General features: G+C 44.1%; 17 protein-coding genes. 11 read left to right on the top strand and 6 right to left on the bottom strand.

Features of this window, described 5'->3' with window-relative positions:
* Positions 1–115: 115 nt before the first annotated feature.
* The 3 genes from dnaB to argF all read left to right on the top strand — a co-directional run bounded on the left by dnaB (position 116) and on the right by argF (position 3,901).
* Positions 116–1,519: a replicative DNA helicase gene (gene dnaB / locus CZ794_RS04985; protein ID WP_087040567.1), complete on the top strand. Its 1,404-nt coding sequence runs from the start codon at positions 116–118 to the stop codon at positions 1,517–1,519.
* 162 nt (positions 1,520–1,681) lie between these two features.
* The gene (gene alr / locus CZ794_RS04980; protein WP_087040566.1) at positions 1,682–2,791 is read left to right on the top strand and encodes an alanine racemase; all 1,110 of its coding nucleotides are present in this window, start codon (positions 1,682–1,684) and stop codon (positions 2,789–2,791) included.
* 186 nt (positions 2,792–2,977) lie between these two features.
* Positions 2,978–3,901, top strand: coding sequence for an ornithine carbamoyltransferase (gene argF / locus CZ794_RS04975; RefSeq protein WP_087040565.1), 924 nt, complete (start codon positions 2,978–2,980; stop codon positions 3,899–3,901).
* Positions 3,902–4,027: 126 nt separating this feature from the next.
* On the opposite strand, the gene rpiA is transcribed toward argF, so the two are convergent.
* The 5 genes from rpiA to CZ794_RS04950 form a co-directional block, all read right to left on the bottom strand.
* Positions 4,028–4,687, bottom strand: a complete 660-nt coding sequence (rpiA, locus tag CZ794_RS04970) for a ribose-5-phosphate isomerase RpiA (protein ID WP_087040564.1) — start codon at positions 4,685–4,687, stop codon at positions 4,028–4,030.
* A 182-nt stretch (positions 4,688–4,869) separates the two neighbouring features.
* Positions 4,870–6,180: an arsenic transporter gene (locus CZ794_RS04965; protein WP_087040563.1), complete on the bottom strand. Its 1,311-nt coding sequence runs from the start codon at positions 6,178–6,180 to the stop codon at positions 4,870–4,872.
* A 54-nt stretch (positions 6,181–6,234) separates the two neighbouring features.
* Positions 6,235–6,951 (bottom strand): arsenical resistance protein ArsH, encoded by a 717-nt coding sequence (gene arsH, locus CZ794_RS04960; protein ID WP_087040684.1) that lies wholly within the window; start codon positions 6,949–6,951, stop codon positions 6,235–6,237.
* 61 nt (positions 6,952–7,012) lie between these two features.
* Positions 7,013–7,438, bottom strand: a complete 426-nt coding sequence (arsC, locus tag CZ794_RS04955) for an arsenate reductase (glutaredoxin) (protein ID WP_256958869.1) — start codon at positions 7,436–7,438, stop codon at positions 7,013–7,015.
* 55 nt (positions 7,439–7,493) lie between these two features.
* Complete coding sequence (locus CZ794_RS04950) at positions 7,494–7,844, bottom strand: helix-turn-helix transcriptional regulator (protein ID WP_087040561.1); 351 nt, start codon at positions 7,842–7,844, stop codon at positions 7,494–7,496.
* 226 nt (positions 7,845–8,070) lie between these two features.
* On the opposite strand from CZ794_RS04950, the gene ilvA reads away from it, so the two are divergent.
* The 8 genes from ilvA (at position 8,071) to CZ794_RS04910 (ending at position 14,984) form a co-directional block, all read left to right on the top strand.
* Entirely contained in the window at positions 8,071–9,624 is a 1,554-nt protein-coding gene (ilvA, locus tag CZ794_RS04945; RefSeq protein ID WP_087040560.1) for a threonine ammonia-lyase, biosynthetic, read from the top strand.
* 108 nt (positions 9,625–9,732) lie between these two features.
* Positions 9,733–10,383 (top strand): FMN-binding negative transcriptional regulator, encoded by a 651-nt coding sequence (locus CZ794_RS04940; RefSeq protein WP_087040559.1) that lies wholly within the window; start codon positions 9,733–9,735, stop codon positions 10,381–10,383.
* A gap of 123 nt (positions 10,384–10,506) precedes the next feature.
* Positions 10,507–10,929, top strand: coding sequence for an RNA-binding S4 domain-containing protein (locus tag CZ794_RS04935; RefSeq protein WP_062844689.1), 423 nt, complete (start codon positions 10,507–10,509; stop codon positions 10,927–10,929).
* 204 nt (positions 10,930–11,133) lie between these two features.
* The gene (locus tag CZ794_RS04930) at positions 11,134–11,631 is read left to right on the top strand and encodes a low molecular weight protein-tyrosine-phosphatase (RefSeq protein WP_087040558.1); all 498 of its coding nucleotides are present in this window, start codon (positions 11,134–11,136) and stop codon (positions 11,629–11,631) included.
* A gap of 92 nt (positions 11,632–11,723) precedes the next feature.
* A complete protein-coding gene (gene murB, locus CZ794_RS04925; protein WP_373407893.1) occupies positions 11,724–12,869 on the top strand; it encodes a UDP-N-acetylmuramate dehydrogenase in 1,146 nt (381 codons plus the stop codon).
* 82 nt (positions 12,870–12,951) lie between these two features.
* Positions 12,952–13,662, top strand: a complete 711-nt coding sequence (locus tag CZ794_RS04920) for a YdcF family protein (protein ID WP_256958867.1) — start codon at positions 12,952–12,954, stop codon at positions 13,660–13,662.
* Between the two features lie 114 nt (positions 13,663–13,776).
* The gene (gene ccoS / locus CZ794_RS14160) at positions 13,777–14,046 is read left to right on the top strand and encodes a cbb3-type cytochrome oxidase assembly protein CcoS (RefSeq protein WP_256958866.1); all 270 of its coding nucleotides are present in this window, start codon (positions 13,777–13,779) and stop codon (positions 14,044–14,046) included.
* A gap of 113 nt (positions 14,047–14,159) precedes the next feature.
* Positions 14,160–14,984, top strand: coding sequence for a sulfite exporter TauE/SafE family protein (locus tag CZ794_RS04910; RefSeq protein ID WP_087040556.1), 825 nt, complete (start codon positions 14,160–14,162; stop codon positions 14,982–14,984).
* 110 nt (positions 14,985–15,094) lie between these two features.
* On the opposite strand, the gene CZ794_RS04905 is transcribed toward CZ794_RS04910, so the two are convergent.
* Positions 15,095–16,249 carry a DEAD/DEAH box helicase gene (locus CZ794_RS04905; RefSeq protein WP_087040555.1) on the bottom strand — a complete coding sequence of 385 codons (1,155 nt, stop codon included), beginning with the start codon at positions 16,247–16,249 and terminating at the stop codon, positions 15,095–15,097.
* Positions 16,250–16,340 lie beyond the last annotated feature (91 nt).

Below are 16,340 nucleotides of genomic sequence, written 5' to 3'. Positions count from 1 at the left end.
GATACTTCTCTTTTAGAAACCAGACTTATGGGGTGGGCGCTACTATCGATTCTCTTTTAGTCACAAATATTTTTTATACCGACTTTTAAACACTCTTTTGACACATTGGGCACTCATGGCAGACACCGAAAAAACCGACGAACTACTCAATCAGACACCGCCTCACAATATCGACATTGAAAAGGCGTTGCTGGCGTCTTTGATGAGTATTGAAGAGGCGTATGACAAGATTGCAGACATCGTTACCAAAGATGACTTCTATGCAGGACGACATCAGTATATTTTTGATGCCATTGCCCATCTTGCAGCCGTCAATGAGCCTTATGATACGGTCATGGTACATGACTGGTTAGAAGCGCAAAAGCTGTTAAAAAGTGCGGGCGGCGACAGTTATTTGGCAGATATTTTGAGTCAAAGTCCTGCGACATTGTTTAACTTGACCGCTTACGCACAGCGCGTACGTGAGCTATCCACCCTACGCCAGCTCATTACCACTGGCAACGAGATGCTGACGCTGGCTTATAACCCAAAAGACCAAACCGTCAGCGATATTTTAGACAGTGTTGAGGGTAAGATATTTAGCATTAATGAGCAGCACAACAAACGTGCTGAACAGCGTGGTCCTGTGGGAATTACCTCTGTATTGACCAACGTCATTGATAAAATACAAGAGCTAAAATCGAACCCTGATGGCATGATTGGTTTGCAAACGCCATTTGTTGAATTGAACAACAAAACCCAAGGTCTACAAGCAGGCGATTTGATCATTGTGGCAGCCCGTCCTTCTATGGGTAAAACCACTTTTGCCATGAACTTGGCAGAAGGGGTTTTATTCAATGAAGATTTGCCGGTTGTGGTATTTTCGATGGAGATGCCTGCTGAGTCTATTGTCATGCGTTTGCTGTCCTCATGGGGCGCGATTAACCAGACGCATCTGCGCTCTGGGCAAATGAACGAGGATGAATGGGCAAAAATGATGAATGCCATTCAGCACCTGCAATCAAAGCATTTATATATTGATGACAGTACGGCGCTGCCACCATCTGAGATGCGATCTCGCTGCCGCCGTATTGCCAAAAACCATGACGGACGTTTGGGCGCTATCGTCGTCGATTATCTACAGTTGATGAAAGTACCAAGCTTAGATGGCAACCGTGTGGGCGAAATCTCTGAAATTTCTCGTAGTTTAAAAGCGCTGGCACGTGAGCTTGAGTGCCCAGTCATTGCCTTGTCGCAGCTTAACCGTAGTCTAGAAAATCGTCCCAACAAACGCCCTATCATGTCGGATCTGCGTGAATCTGGTGCGATTGAGCAGGATGCCGATTTGATTATGTTTATCTATCGCGATGAGGTTTATAATGAGAATTCTGACCATAAAGGTGTGGCAGAAATCATCATTGGTAAGCAGCGTAATGGCCCGATTGGTACTGTCCGTTTGGGTTTTGAGGGGCAATATACCCGCTTTATCAACCTGACGCCAGAGTATTATCAAGGGGTTAGTTTTGAGAACGATGAATAAATAACCTTATACAGTTTGAGCTTAAAGATAAGCCAACAAGTAAATTTTGATAAAATAGCCAGTAATGCATCAGCGTGATTGATGTATTGCTGGCTTTATACCTTCGTACTACCATTCCATAGCTCTGCTAATTTTGACATTTTGCTAATAAAGAAGGCGATTATGCGTACCATTACCATCAAACCAAAAGCCATTACTCACAACCTCAATCAGGTCAAAAAATTGGCACCACAATCCAAAGTCCTTGCGATGGTCAAATCCAATGCTTATGGTCATGGAGTAGCAGCAGTACTACCAGCGTTAACGCAAGCAGATGGTATTGGCGTCGCTACCTTTGCAGAGGCATTAGAAGCCAGACAATTGGGCTGGAACAAAACCATTGGTTTGGTAGAAGGGGCATTTACGGCTGATGAGTGGCAGCAAGCAATTGAACAAGATGTGAGCTGCGTGATTCATCATCTACCACAATTAGAGTGGGCACTAGACAACGTGCCACCAGCTGACAGTGCAACCCATGTGGTGTGGCTAAAATACAATACGGGTATGAACCGCTTAGGTTTCAATGCCGAAGGGGTTATGGCAGCAGCTAAGCGCCTACACGAAGCAGGATACAAGCTGATTTTGACCACGCACTTTGCCAATGCTGATAACCACGACCATCCACTAAATGCATTACAAATACAGCGTTTTACCGACGCCCTAACTGCCTTACGAGAGGTCGTTAGCGCTGATATTAAGGGATCATTGTGCAATTCAGCTGGCACGGTTAATTTTTCAGAATATCACTACGATTGGGTACGCCCCGGTATTATTTTATATGGCAGCTCGCCTGTTATTGATAAAACTGCACAAGACCTTGACTTACAACCCGCTATGGACTTTAGCGCACAGATTATCGCGCTGCAAACGGTTAAGGCAAATGACGCAATCGGTTATGGTAGTCGCTGGGTAGCACAGCAAGACACAAAAACAGCCCTAGTCAGTGTGGGTTACGGAGATGGTTATCCGCGTGTTGTCAGTGATGATGCTTACGTGTCTGTTATTGATAGTACGACTAACCAACGCTACCCGTGTGCTGTGATTGGACGTGTGGCAATGGACATGATTGTCATTGATATCAGCACCGTGCCAGATGACATGGCGCTGTTAAACAGTCAAGTAATGCTGTGGGGAGATACGCCACGCATTGACGAGGTAGCCGTACATGCTGATACCATTAGCTATGAATTACTGTGCCGTGTGACCATGCGACCAAAACGCTTACTGGCGTAACTGGCGTTAGAGAATGACGAATGAATGGTCTATTTAAGCGACTTATCATTCAGCGTAAATTGGACATTTACATTGGAAGTAATTGCGCTATACTAAAAGTTTGTTGTCACCCCAGTATGCACACTAATGCGATGCTATTGAAGATTGATAACGTTTCACTGACTGCGATCGACTGCTAGGATTACTATGAGTTTGCGCCATTTTTTGACCTTATCTGATTTAACCAAACAAGAACTAGAAACCCTTATCAAACGCGCCAGCGAGTTACGTAAGATGCAACACGCGGGCGAAATATACCAGCCCTTTGTTGGTCGTACGCTTGGTATGATTTTTGAAAAATCCTCTACCCGTACGCGCATCTCTTTTGAAACGGGTATGGGTCAATTTGGCGGTAATGCGATCTTTTTATCGCCGAACGATACCCAGCTTGGACGCGGTGAGCCATTAGAAGACTCTGCCCGTGTTATCTCTAGTATGGTCGATATCATTATGATTCGTACCTTTGGTCACGAAAAGGTCGAAACCTTTGCTGAATACTCTAGTGTGCCGATTATCAATGCGCTGACTGATGAATTTCATCCTTGCCAATTGCTTGCTGATATGCAAACTTACTATGAGCATCGCGGCAGTATCGAAAATAAAATCGTGACATGGGTCGGTGATGGCAACAACATGTGCTCATCCTTTATGCAAGCGGCAAACCAGTTCGGCTTTGAGCTACGAGTGGCTGCGCCCTATGGCTTTGAGCCAGACCCAAAGCTGATGGAGCGCTTCTCTCATTGCGTAAGTTTGGTCGAAAACGTACAAGATGCAGCAAAAGATTCTAACCTCATTGTCACCGATGTATGGGCAAGTATGGGACAAGAGTCTGAACAAAATACCCGCGCGCGCCGTTTTGCACCATATCAAGTGACGCCTTCTCTGCTAGATAAAGCTGATCCTGAAGTGGTGTTTATGCATTGCCTACCTGCGCATCGCGGCGAAGAGATTTCTCATGATATGCTAGACGATCCGCGTTCAGTGGTGTGGGACGAAGCCGAAAACCGTCTGCATGCGCAAAAAGCTTTGATGGAATTTTTATTAAAAGACAAAATTAAGCTACCTGCTTAACTCAAAAACAGTTTATAAAATATTTAAAAAATAGACAGTAGCAAATAAAAAAGGCAAAACACTATAAATGTGCTTTGCCTTTTTTGTGTTTATCCAAGTGTTCACGCTCAATTAACGGAGCAGTGTTTAACGAATGAGCGTCTCAACCCCGTTACTACTCGCTTTGAGTAGCACATCTGCTTGATTAGCGGCAAAAATACCGTTACAGACGACGCCAACGATATTGTTTAACGCTTTTTCGAGCGCTAGTGGATCACTGACATCCAAGTCATACGTATCAAGAATCACATTGCCATAGTCGGTGACAAAGTCTTCACGATAGACTGGCTCACCGCCCAATTTCGCCAATTGGCGCGCCACATAAGAGCGTGCTTGTGGTAGCACTTCAATCGGTACTGGAAAGGCGCGACCTAATGTTTCAACACTTTTACTGGCATCAACCATACACACAAACTTATTTGAAGCCGCTGCCACGATTTTTTCGCGAGTGAGTGCCCCGCCGCCGCCCTTTATTAATTGTAGGTTATTATTGACTTCATCCGCGCCATCGATATAAACGTCAAGCGTGCCCGCAAAGTTCAAATCGACTATCTCTATGCCAAGTGCGCGTAATTTATCTTCCGTCACCTGTGAGCTTGCAACGGCTCCGGCAAGCTTTAGCGTCGGCAACAGCTCAATCAAACAGTTCACCGTACTGCCTGTTCCTACCCCAAGTATCATATTGTCTTCAATGTAACTTAGAGCAGCTTTGGCCGCGGCTTGCTTTTGTGCTTGCTGATCACTCATCATAAATCCTTGGTAAAATAAACGTATCGTCTTAAAAAGTAAAAGGCTAAAAGAGATAAAATGCGCGGCTATTATAACCGATGACTTTACTGAATGTCAGCGTAATCCTTTTTCTAAATTTTGAACTGACCACAATTTTAGCTCATGTCAATTTTTTAGCTCATGGTATTTTTAGATTGAGTTTACACATTTGACAAGTAAGGCAACCAAAATACCAAAGCCAGTAACGTCGCTAATAGCACAGGCGGCGTGATAAGCAACCCCACCTTCATATACTGGCCCCAACTGATCTTATAGTCTTTTTCTGCCAACACATGCAACCATAATAAAGTCGCAAGACTACCGATGGGCGTAAATTTTGGCCCCAAATCATTACCAATCACATTGGCATATATCATTAGCTCGCGAGTCGCTACGGGTACTTGCGCACTATCAATCGCCAGTGCACCGACCAACGTCGATGGCATATTATTCATAATTGATGCCACAATAGCAGACAAAAACCCTGTACCTAACGTTGCAGTGATTGCACCTTGCTGCCCCAACCAGTTTAGAACTTGCGCGCCATAAGCAGTCAGCCCTGCATTTCCTAATCCATAAATAACCAAATACATGCCGATTGAAAACAGTACAATTTGCCAAGGCGCGTCACGCACGACATCACGTACGGAAACAACCGCCCCGCGACCGCCCTGCCAAAAGCGACTGGCAATTGCTATCAGGAATAAGGCCGCCGCGCCCGTGACAAGTGAAATATGCAAACCCAAAGATTCAGTGGCAAAATAAGCCATCAACAATAATGCCAACAATGGGAAAGCGGCCTTAAATACTAAAGGATCTTCGATCGCGGACGAAGGCTTGCTCAGATTGGCAATTGAATAATGTGTTGGAATATGGCGAGCATATGCCACCCACAACACAGCTAATGTTGCTATCACAGAAACGATATTCACAGGTACCATCACCGCTGCATAACGCCCAAAACCAATATCAAAATAATTGGCACTGACAATATTGACTAAGTTAGACGTCACCAGTGGTAAGCTTGCCGTATCAGCAATGAACCCCGTTGCGATGATAAAAGCCAATGCAGAGGGCGGTGAAAAGTTCAAACGCAGTAAGATAGCAATCACAATGGGCGTCAGTAGTAACGCAGCCCCGTCATTGGCAAAAAATGCCGATATAAACGCACCCAGAATCACAATCATGGGAAACAGTAAGCGCCCTTGCCCATTGCCCAATCTTGCCACATGCAGCGCGGCCCACCCAAAAAACCCTGCCTTATCTAAGATCAGCGATATGATAATAAGCGCCACAAAGGTAAAAGTCGCATCCCAAACAATATCCCAAACCACGCCCACATCAGACCATTGCACCACACCAAAAGCCAAGGCAATCAACGCCCCGCCTAATGCACTCCACCCAATGCCTAATCCTTTGGGCTGCCAAATCACCAAAACCAAAGTCATAATAAATATAATGAGCGCAAGCATGGAACAGCCTTATTTAAGTAGACTCAATTTAGAACCGTTAATTTAGTAATGAGGTTAAATTGATTTTTGATTCACACGGCGTGAGAGCTCTTCGGCACTTTCTACGCGTTCTGAATAGCGATCGGTTAAATACGCTGAGCGCCCGCGTGTGAGCCAAGTAAACTTCACTAACTCTTCGCAGACATCCACGAGGCGCAAATATAAAGGAGACATATCCATGCGATTGTTATCGTTGAACTCTAAAAAGGCTTTTGGAATAGAAGATTGATTAGGGATCGTAATCATTCGCATCCAACGACCAAGAATCCGTAGCTGATTGACTGTATTAAAGCTTTGACTGCCACCACTCACTTGCATCACAGCCAGCGTTTTGCCTTGGGTCGGACGTACGCCACCAAGTGATAGTGGTATCCAATCGATCTGCGCTTTCATAATACTGGTCATGCTACCGTGACGCTCTGGACTGACCCAAAGCATCCCTTCTGACCATTGTGCCAGCTCTCGCAATTCCTGTACTTTGGGATGCTCAGAGTCTGCATCATCGGGCAGCGGCAAACCTGATGGGTCAAACATTTTGACCTCACAGCCGTACCAACGCAATAAACGACTGGCTTCTTGCGCCGCCAATTTAGAAAATGAGCGTGTGCGTAAAGACCCATACAATACGAGTATCTTGGGTGGATGACGTGGATCACTTGTACCAACCAAAGATTCAATATCAATCGGCTGTATGTGACTTGGATCAATATTGGGTAACTCATCAAAATTAATACTCTCTAACCCTACCGACTCTGAGTCCGCCGATTCAAGGTTTGCTTTTTCTGCTTGATGGTTACGGTTGTCCATAATGAATAACCTCTCCATCTTCTTTAGTAAAACTGCTCACTGGCGTGTTTAGTAGGTCAAACACTCGCTCTGAAGGACGACATAAGGCCGCGCCTTTATCCGTCACCACGATAGGACGATTGATCAAAATAGGATGCGCAATCATGGCATCAATCAATTGATCATCAGAGACGCTAGCATTGTCTAAACCCAGCTCCTTACAGATTGGCTCCTTACTTCGTAGCAGCTCGCGCGGAGGTATCGCCATTTTTGTTAATAGCTCAACCAGATAGTCACGCGTTGGTGGTGTTTTTAGATATTCCACTATGTCTGGCTGTTCACCTGAGGCTTTCATAATAGCCAACGTATTACGCGAAGTACCGCAGTTAGGATTATGAAAAATCAATGGTTTTGATGCTTCAAATGGTTTCACAATAACCTCGTCTATTTTATAAATATGTTTATCAAAATATGCGTTGGTAATCATCTTAATGGTCGGCTTTAACCACTTCGCACCCACTCAAGCTACTGACAAGCGATGCGCAAAATTCAGGATGTCCTGCACAACAATCTTGCAATAAAAACTGAACGACCGCTTCCATATGCGACAAAGAAGCACGATACACTATCTGACGGCTGTGTCTTTTTGAGACGACCCATCCCGCTCGTGCCAGCACAGATAAATGCGTTGACATAGTATTGTGGGGCACGTCCAATTGACGGGCTATTTCACCCGCAGGTAAGCCGTTCGGCTCTTGATTGACAAGTAACCGAAAGGCTTTTAAACGAGTGTCTTGAGAGAGCGCAGCAAAGCTGGCGATAGCAGTAGTCATTTCCATATGTCTAATAATACAGACATATTAAAGTACGTCAAGTCTCTGATGCGGCATTTTATTAAAGTGCGTCGCGTATTTTCACTTTTTTACTGGCGCAGTTTTTACTGGCGAGCCACAAAACCGTCAATCATAGCAAAAAATGCAATTGTGTCTTGCAAGACAATCAAAATCAGCATAGGCTAATCTATTTCATTTTTTATATTCATTTACCATCTGTTTAGGAACTACTATGCTGTCACGTTGGGTACGAGCCATTTTGCAAGCCACTGTCTATGACGTTGCCATTCAAACACCATTGGAAATTGCACCCAAGTTGACCCAACGTTTTGCCAACGACATTCGCTTCAAACGTGAAGACTTGCAACCCGTCAAATCCTTCAAATTGCGCGGTGCCTATAACCGTATTAGCCAATTGAGCGACGAGCAAAAAGCCCGTGGCGTGATTTGTGCTTCGGCTGGCAACCACGCGCAAGGGGTTGCGTACTCTGCTCGCAAATTATCGCTGAATAACATCATCGTCATGCCCACTACCACGCCTGATATTAAAGTAGAGGCGGTGAAAGCATTGGGCGGCAACGTCGATTTACATGGTGATAGCTTTGATCAAGCCAATCGTTATGCCATTGAGCGTGCTGAGCGCGAAGGCCTCACTTTTATCCCGCCTTATGATGATGAGTTGGTCATTGCTGGACAAGGCACCATTGGTCTAGAGCTGACTCAGCAATGGCGTAATATGGATTATGTCTTTGTAGCGGTAGGCGGTGGCGGTCTAATCTCAGGGGTTGCCGCGTTTTTAGGAGAGGTCGCGCCGCATGTCAAAGTCATTGCAGTAGAAGCGGATCAATCTGCCTGCTTGAAGGCAGCACTTGAAACAGGTGAACGTGTTAAGCTTGAGCAAGTCGGCTTGTTCGTAGATGGCGTCGCAGTCGCACAGATAGGCGAATTGCCTTTTGATGTGGTACGTATGCAAAAGAGCGATCGTTCAGGTCCTGTGGTCGAGCCTGAAGTCGTTACTTGTACTAATGATGAGGTTTGCGCCGCTGTCAAAGATATCTTTGAAGAAAACCGTAGCATTGTCGAACCTGCTGGTGCCTTGTCTGTAGCAGGCATGAAAAAATATATCAAAGCAAACAACCTACAGGGCAAAAACTGTGTCGGTATCGTCTGCGGTGCCAATATGAATTTTGATCGTTTGCGTTATATCGCTGAACGTACCGAAATTGGTGAGAAGAAAGAAGCCATTTTTGGCGTTGCGATTCCTGAGCAAACGGGTGCTTTTTTAAACTTTTGCCGCAGTCTACATGGACGCAATATCACTGAGTTTAACTATCGTGCCAGTAGTAAAAAATCCCCTGATTCTATGGAGCCAGCAGCCATCTTTGTCGGTATCGCCTTAAAAGAAGGTGAAAAAGAACGACAAACCATTAGCAATCAATTAGCAGATGACGGCTATGAAGCCCACGACTTAACAGATGACGACATTGCCAAATCGCATATCCGTCATTTGATTGGAGGTCATGCTCATATCGAAAATGAACAACTGCTAAAAGTGGAGTTTCCAGAACGCCCAGGTGCCTTACTGACGTTCTTAGAAAAATTGGGCGATGATTTTAACATTACCTTGTTTCATTATCGCAATCATGGCGCTGCTGAAGGACGCGTTTTGGTCGGTTTACAAGCGACTGAAAGCAACTCTCGCCAATTACAAGACGCCCTACTCGATATTGGCTATGACTGTACGATGCTAAATGACAATATCGGCTATCAGCTATTTTTGAAATGAGTCATTATCAACAAAAGTAGCATACTATAAAAAATTATCTTCTTGTACATAGCAAGTATGAGCGATCTCTCTTAGTAAGACGGATCGCTCTTTCACCTTGAGAGCATCATGCACATTCCTTCAACTTTCGCCGAAGACAATATAGATACTATTGTTGAGTTTATAGCAGCGAACCCTTTAGCGACATCAGTCGCACAAACGCCTAATGATATGGAAGCTTGTCATATACCTTTGTTCTGGCACAATGAAAGCAATGATTCTGATAAGACAAATGGCTGTCTTTACGGTCACTTTGGTCGTAAGAACCCTATCTATCAAACCGCTTTACCAAATGCTTCATGGTTGGTTATTTTTCAAGATTCAGGACACTACATCAGTCCAAATTGGTATCCTTCCAAAGCTAAAGCACATAAAGTAGTACCCACTTGGAATTACCAGAGTATTCATATCCAATCTAAAATAGAGCTGATTGAAGAAACCAACAAGCTTAAATGGTTATTAAGCACGATGACCATGCAACAAGAAGCTATCTCAGATAATCCTTGGTCATTGGATGATGCACCTGATGATTATATCAATGCAATGTGTCGAGGTATTGTTGGATTCAAACTCACAATTGAATCAATACAAGCCCAATTTAAACTAAGTCAAAATAAAACGGTAGAAGATATCGATGGCGTGATAGATGGCTTAGAAAATCTAAAATCGAATACGGCAAAAACCATGGCAGTAAAGGTTTATCGTCATTCTAAACGTTGACCAAAAGTGGCTACCTTATTGTAATTAATAAGAAAAATTTATTTGTAAATGCGAAATTCGCCCTAATATTATGAGTATTGTCTTGTTTTAAAGAGAGACAGAAATCAATACAGAGTGATTATTATGAAAAACAACATTGATGATAAAAATCAAGCACTTGCTAGAATTCGTCTTGATAAATGGCTTTGGGCAGCACGTTTTTATCGAACGCGCACACTTGCCAAACAGGCCATCGAAAGTGGACGGGTACATTATGGTGGTAGCCGAGTCAAAACCAGTAAAGAGATTGCAGTCGGGGATGAACTAACGATTCGTCAAGGGTCAGCCACTGCAATGACTGAAAAGACCGTGATCGTTGAGGCGCTATCTGCCCAACGTGGCAATGCCGATGCGGCTCAAGTCTTATATTCAGAGACTGAGGAAAGTGAAACACGGCGCGCTTATTATGCTGAGCAGCGTAAACTTGCCAACCTTGCCAGGCCCGATAACAAACCCAACAAAAAAGAGCGCCGCGACATTCAACGCTTTAAAAGTAAGCAAGATTAAAGCCACCACAATATCAAGGTGTTTGACTGTGACTGCTGTCATTATCTAATGTTTGGATGACCACTGTGTTCAGCCTCTGCCCTTGCCATTCAAGGCATTAACCGTTACTCTGGCATCTGTTTTTTATTGATAGCATGTTACTAAGAATCGCATTACTCATGCTGGTTTCTTGTGACATGTTTTTTCGTTCTAAAAGGTCATATTATGCTGATAAAAACCTGTACGCCCTCTTCTGTACTACTGGTTTGCTTAGGCAATATTTGTCGCTCGCCCACAGCTGAGGAGATTTTCCGTCAGCAAGCAGCCATTGCGGGATTATCAATTAAAGTGGACTCGGCAGGGACAAGTGATTGGCATGTAGGCGATGCTCCTGATAAGCGTTCGCAGCGCCATGCAAAATCACACGGCTATAAAATCAATAAGTTGGTCGCACGTCAAGTAAGTGCCGATGACTTCCGTAATTTTGATTTGATTTTAGCGATGGATGCACAAAACTTAGCTGACTTACAGGCTATCAAAGATGAGTTAGCTGATCCTGAGGACTCTTTAGCCAAGCTGGCATTGTTTAGCGAAGAAGATCCTATCTACAGCGGTGATGATGTGCCTGACCCTTATAAAGGGGAGAATGACGATTTTGAAGATGTCATTGAACGTATCGAATCAAGCGCCCAAGCTTGGATTGAGAGTTGGAAAGCTTGCTAGGTTTGAATGCTCATTTATGCTCCTTTTATGTTTCTTATCCTTTATAATAAACGCCGCATAGTTTGCTATTTATTCGCCACATAGGCTCTATTATGACCTCAACTGCACGTTTTGATACTAGCGCTCCATCTACCATGGGAATTGATTCATCCAACCTATTACCCTCTGATGTATCGGTGGATTTATCACACAGTAATACAATGGCACTGGCCTGTGCTGCTGATTCAGTCGTGACATTGACAGATGAGTCGCAACTTGACGCTGTTATGGCAAGTTATGCAGACATCATAAACCAAAAACCATTATTTGTACTCTCTGGTGGCAGTAATGTCTTACTGCCACCACAATTAGATGCAATCGTATTACAGCCAAAAATGCGCGGTATTACTCTAGTAGCGCAGACTGATGAGTACGTTGATATTGAAGTCATGGCGGGCGAAAACTGGCATGACTTGGTGGTACATACGGTAAACCAAGGCTGGTATGGACTTGAAAATCTTGCGTTAATACCTGGTCTTACTGGAGCTGCTCCTGTACAGAATATCGGTGCTTACGGCGTGCAGCTAGAAGATTGCATGCAATATGTACGCGCTTATCATTTACCAACCAAAACATGGCACCAGTTAAGTACAGCTGATTGCGAGTTTGGCTATCGCGATAGTATCTTTAAACGCGCCCCCAATACATGGTTAATCAGTTGCGTTGGGTTCAGATTGCATACTGATATCAACAAAGTCTTAGCCAGTTATGGAGATGTCCAAACGGTTGCACAGCGCTATGCTGAGCAGCAAGGTCGTACTCAAGCAACGCCGGTTGATGTGATGCAGGCGATCATAGATATCCGTCAGCAAAAACTGCCTGATCCTAAACATTTACCCAATTGTGGTAGCTTTTTCCAGAACCCTATCATATCTCTAGAGCAATTCACCCAATTACAAACCACCTATCCTGCTATCGTTGGCTACCCAATGCCTGATAATATGGTCAAGGTTGCAGCAGGATGGCTGATTGAGCAATCAGGATTAAAAGGTGGCGGCATTGCACCTATCGTTACTCATCAACATCAAGCCTTAGTACTGACTAATCATACGCCTTATCAAGCAACCCAAGATGACGTGGCAACCTCTCAAAAATATATCGCCATGGTTGTTTTTGAAAAATTTGCTATTCAATTATCCCGTGAGCCAGTTTGGGTAAATACGGATGGCTCAGTTGGATATGATGAGTATGTGGCGTAAATCGTCAAGATCCAATAGACGATCGTCTAGAAAGCCGTTATCTAAAAGGCTATGGCGGTATTATTTGCGCTCAGCTGAGCGTATGATGAGGGTGTTTCGTATTATCAATATTACTTTTGTGCTGGGTTCAACGGCTGTTATTTTAGTACTCATCAGCTTATTCACACCGTTATTTTCTCAAACAGTTGTTTATCTATTTACCCTACTACCGTTACCCAAAGTGTCTGGCATGGCGATGACTTCGCCACCGACTGCTTATGTGGTATTAGGAGGAGGATTAACCAATGATAATAACAATCAAATCATCCTCAATAATTACAGTCTCAATCGTGCTCGTACAGCTGCTAGCGCCTATCACGACTTGCCGTTGCCCATTGTCTTAAGTGGTGCTGAAGCGCCATGGCTTGGTCAATGGCTTATTGAACATGGCATTGATGGCTTGATTAGCGAAAATGCCAGTATGAATACTTGCGAAAACGCGCGCTTTACTGCCAAACGCATTCCTTTATACCATGTGTATCTCATTACTGATAGTTATCATATGGCGCGCGCCCGTAGACAGTTTGCTTTAAATGGTATCAATAGTACGCCGCTTAATGCGCCTTTACCCGTCAATCGTGATTGGATGAAACCTGCACAAAACCTCAGTCATTCAAGACGTGCTGTTTATGAGGTTGCCGCTTATTTGCGCGATGTGATACGACCGCAGGTAGATTGCCGTCAAGCGAGAGACGTGACGTCACAGCAGTTGCTAACGCCACGAGGTAATGCTACTAAGACAACGGATGAATAGCGACAGACCTTTGCCTTGGTAGCATATTTTATGATACTCATTTGCCTCACATTCATCACCACACTGACAATAGGTGTATAATGGTTAGGGAAATTGCTATTTAAGAGAGTGACCATGCTCAGTATATTTTTACTAATTCCATTAAGTCTCATGCTGTTTGTGGTTGCCATTTGGGCCGTACGATATGCTGTCAAATCAAACCAGTTCGAAGACTTAGACAATGCCTCACAGCGTATCATCTTGGACGATCGTCAAGAACGTAGGCAAACCATGCAAGCTCATACAGAGCCTACCTCTCAGAAGAGCAAGCTGACTGAGGCTGACATCGATAGCACAAAAGCGGACCGTACCGATACAAAGTCCATCAAGCACGTTAGTAAATAAAAAACATTCACACTTTGATTGTCATCTGTTCTCTCCTTCATTGAGCTGTTTAGCGCACTCTTATACTCACTATTAAAGACAGTATTAGGTTTTCTTTTTTGGAGATGCCCTCTATGACCACCGCTTTACTTGTCGCCGCGTTACTTATGGGGTTTTTCGGCTCTCCCCATTGCCTAGGTATGTGCGGCGGTCTTGTAACCGCATTTGGGTTATCGATGAAAGATTCAAGCCCAGCCAAACGTCGTGCGCTGGTTGCCACCTATCATATTGGTCGTTTGGCCAGTTATGCATTTTTAGGTTTGATGGCAGGCTTGATTGGTACGACTGTGTTAGAGCCGCTGATGACGGGTAATAACCTGCCACGTATCTTATTGGGCTTAGTACTAGCATTTGTTGGCGTCACCATGCTTGGCGCACCCTTTTTGAATAAACTTGAACGGTTTGGTATGCGTTTTTGGCAGTATCTAAGCCCGCTTCGTCAAAAAGTATTTCCCTTAAATACCTTCCCGCGCGCGCTAACTGCAGGGCTGCTTTGGGGGTTTTTACCTTGCGGTCTGGTATATGGTGCATTACTTATCGCTGTGGTTACGCATAATCCACTGAGCGGTGCGGCGCTTATGTTTGTATTCGGTTTAGGAACCGTGCCGATGCTTGTCGCCACTCATGAGACTGTTGGTTGGTTGCGTGATAAAATTGGACGTTTTCGTTTAAGGCAGTTAAATGGTGCGGTGTTAGTGATATCTGGTTTAGCCGTTGTCTTTACACCCATTGTCATGTCTAGCATGCACGGTGAACACAATCACGGCGGCAATCATACGACTACGGATCCTGCTAACCACTCTGACATGAGTCAAATGAATCATGATATGAACCAAGAGATGGATCATAGTATGCATAATATGAGTGATGACACGGAGACGATGCATCATACTCACTGATTTCCAGTAATTTTTTTAACGCTAAATTTTTCTATGCACAATAAAGAAGTCCCTACTCTCACTTTTGATAGTAGGGACTTTTTTATTGAGTAATTCTTATTGTATAAAATTTACTCTTGCCATTGCTCAAGCGCAAACTTAGTCTCTAAGTGGTCTTCTAACGCCGGTATATTAAAGGCATCATCTTCACTCACAAAGCTGATACTAATACCTGTTTGTCCAGCACGACCAGTACGTCCAATACGATGTACATAATCGTCTGGCTGATCAGGCAACGTATAATTGATGACATGGCTGATATCATCGACATGAATTCCGCGACCTGCCACGTCCGTCGCTACTAAGATTGAGGCATGTCCGTCTTTAAAGCGCTGTAGATACTTCTCACGTTTTTGTTGAATGACGTCACCTGATAACATGACAATTTTATGGGCTTGACGCAGCTTATGGTAGAGACGCTTAACTTGATCTTTACGATTGGCAAAGATAATCACTTTATCTACCGCTGTATCGCTAATAATGCGCTGCAACGCTGCCAGCTTTTGATCTTCTGTCAATAAGTAAAAATGCTGATCGACCAACTCGCTGGTTTTGTGTTCAGGTTCAATCTCAACAAACTGTGGTTCATGTAACCAGCGATAGGCCAGATTCATGACATCTTGGTTAAAGGTGGCTGAAAACAGTAGACTTTGACGATCTGTATTGGCGGGCATTCGGCCTACCAAACGCTTGATATCTGGGATAAAGCCCATGTCAAGCATGCGATCGGCTTCATCTAATACCAGCACTTCTACACGATCTAAAAAAACCATGCCCTTATTGGCAAGATCAATGAGACGGCCAGGCGTTGCTACTAGAATATCAACATATTGACGATCAAGCTCATGCTGCTGATTTTCATAATTGGTTCCACCCATGATACACACACTATGAAGTGAGGTGTACTTAGTCAACGCAAGACAATCTTCAAATATTTGCTGAGCAAGTTCACGAGTGGGCGCCATGACCACAGCACGCGGCTCCCCTAAGTAGCGCTCTTCATCATTACCAAAAGGACGCTTAAGCAAGGCTTCCATGATAGTCAATAAAAACGTTGCCGTCTTGCCAGTACCCGTCTGTGCCTGTCCAATAGCATCTTGATTTGCCAAAGTATGAGGCAGTATTTTTGCTTGGATTGGGGTTAATGCTGTGAACCCTAAGTCATTAACAGCGCGTAACGTTGCAGCTGACAGTGGCAAGTCAGTAAAAGTCGTAAAATTACTCAAAAAAATATCCTTTTAAATGAATGGCTACTTGTTATTGATTATGAATGGAAAGTGGATAATCGGTTGTCTTATTGCGCAATGAGCGCAATCA

Origin of the sequence: Psychrobacter sp. JB385, from assembly GCF_900163785.1 — a bacterium.
GTDB lineage: Bacteria > Pseudomonadota > Gammaproteobacteria > Pseudomonadales > Moraxellaceae > Psychrobacter.
The sequence above is the reverse complement of the archived record's forward strand: the minus strand, read 5'-3'. Positions and strand labels throughout refer to the sequence as shown.

What these genes read in the sequence shown, in the direction of transcription:
- CZ794_RS04920 (WP_256958867.1), top strand. Translation starts at nt 12,952, where the DNA reads ATGATGAGGGTGTTTCGTATTATCAATATTACTTTTGTGCTGGGTTCA.
- dnaB (WP_087040567.1), top strand. Translation starts at nt 116, where the DNA reads ATGGCAGACACCGAAAAAACCGACGAACTACTCAATCAGACACCGCCT.
- CZ794_RS04940 (WP_087040559.1), top strand. Translation starts at nt 9,733, where the DNA reads ATGCACATTCCTTCAACTTTCGCCGAAGACAATATAGATACTATTGTT.
- rpiA (WP_087040564.1), bottom strand. Translation starts at nt 4,687, where the DNA reads ATGAGTGATCAGCAAGCACAAAAGCAAGCCGCGGCCAAAGCTGCTCTA.
- murB (WP_373407893.1), top strand. Translation starts at nt 11,724, where the DNA reads ATGACCTCAACTGCACGTTTTGATACTAGCGCTCCATCTACCATGGGA.
- CZ794_RS04930 (WP_087040558.1), top strand. Translation starts at nt 11,134, where the DNA reads ATGCTGATAAAAACCTGTACGCCCTCTTCTGTACTACTGGTTTGCTTA.
- argF (WP_087040565.1), top strand. Translation starts at nt 2,978, where the DNA reads ATGAGTTTGCGCCATTTTTTGACCTTATCTGATTTAACCAAACAAGAA.
- CZ794_RS04935 (WP_062844689.1), top strand. Translation starts at nt 10,507, where the DNA reads ATGAAAAACAACATTGATGATAAAAATCAAGCACTTGCTAGAATTCGT.
- CZ794_RS04965 (WP_087040563.1), bottom strand. Translation starts at nt 6,180, where the DNA reads ATGCTTGCGCTCATTATATTTATTATGACTTTGGTTTTGGTGATTTGG.
- ccoS (WP_256958866.1), top strand. Translation starts at nt 13,777, where the DNA reads ATGCTCAGTATATTTTTACTAATTCCATTAAGTCTCATGCTGTTTGTG.
- CZ794_RS04910 (WP_087040556.1), top strand. Translation starts at nt 14,160, where the DNA reads ATGACCACCGCTTTACTTGTCGCCGCGTTACTTATGGGGTTTTTCGGC.
- alr (WP_087040566.1), top strand. Translation starts at nt 1,682, where the DNA reads ATGCGTACCATTACCATCAAACCAAAAGCCATTACTCACAACCTCAAT.
- ilvA (WP_087040560.1), top strand. Translation starts at nt 8,071, where the DNA reads ATGCTGTCACGTTGGGTACGAGCCATTTTGCAAGCCACTGTCTATGAC.
- CZ794_RS04950 (WP_087040561.1), bottom strand. Translation starts at nt 7,844, where the DNA reads ATGGAAATGACTACTGCTATCGCCAGCTTTGCTGCGCTCTCTCAAGAC.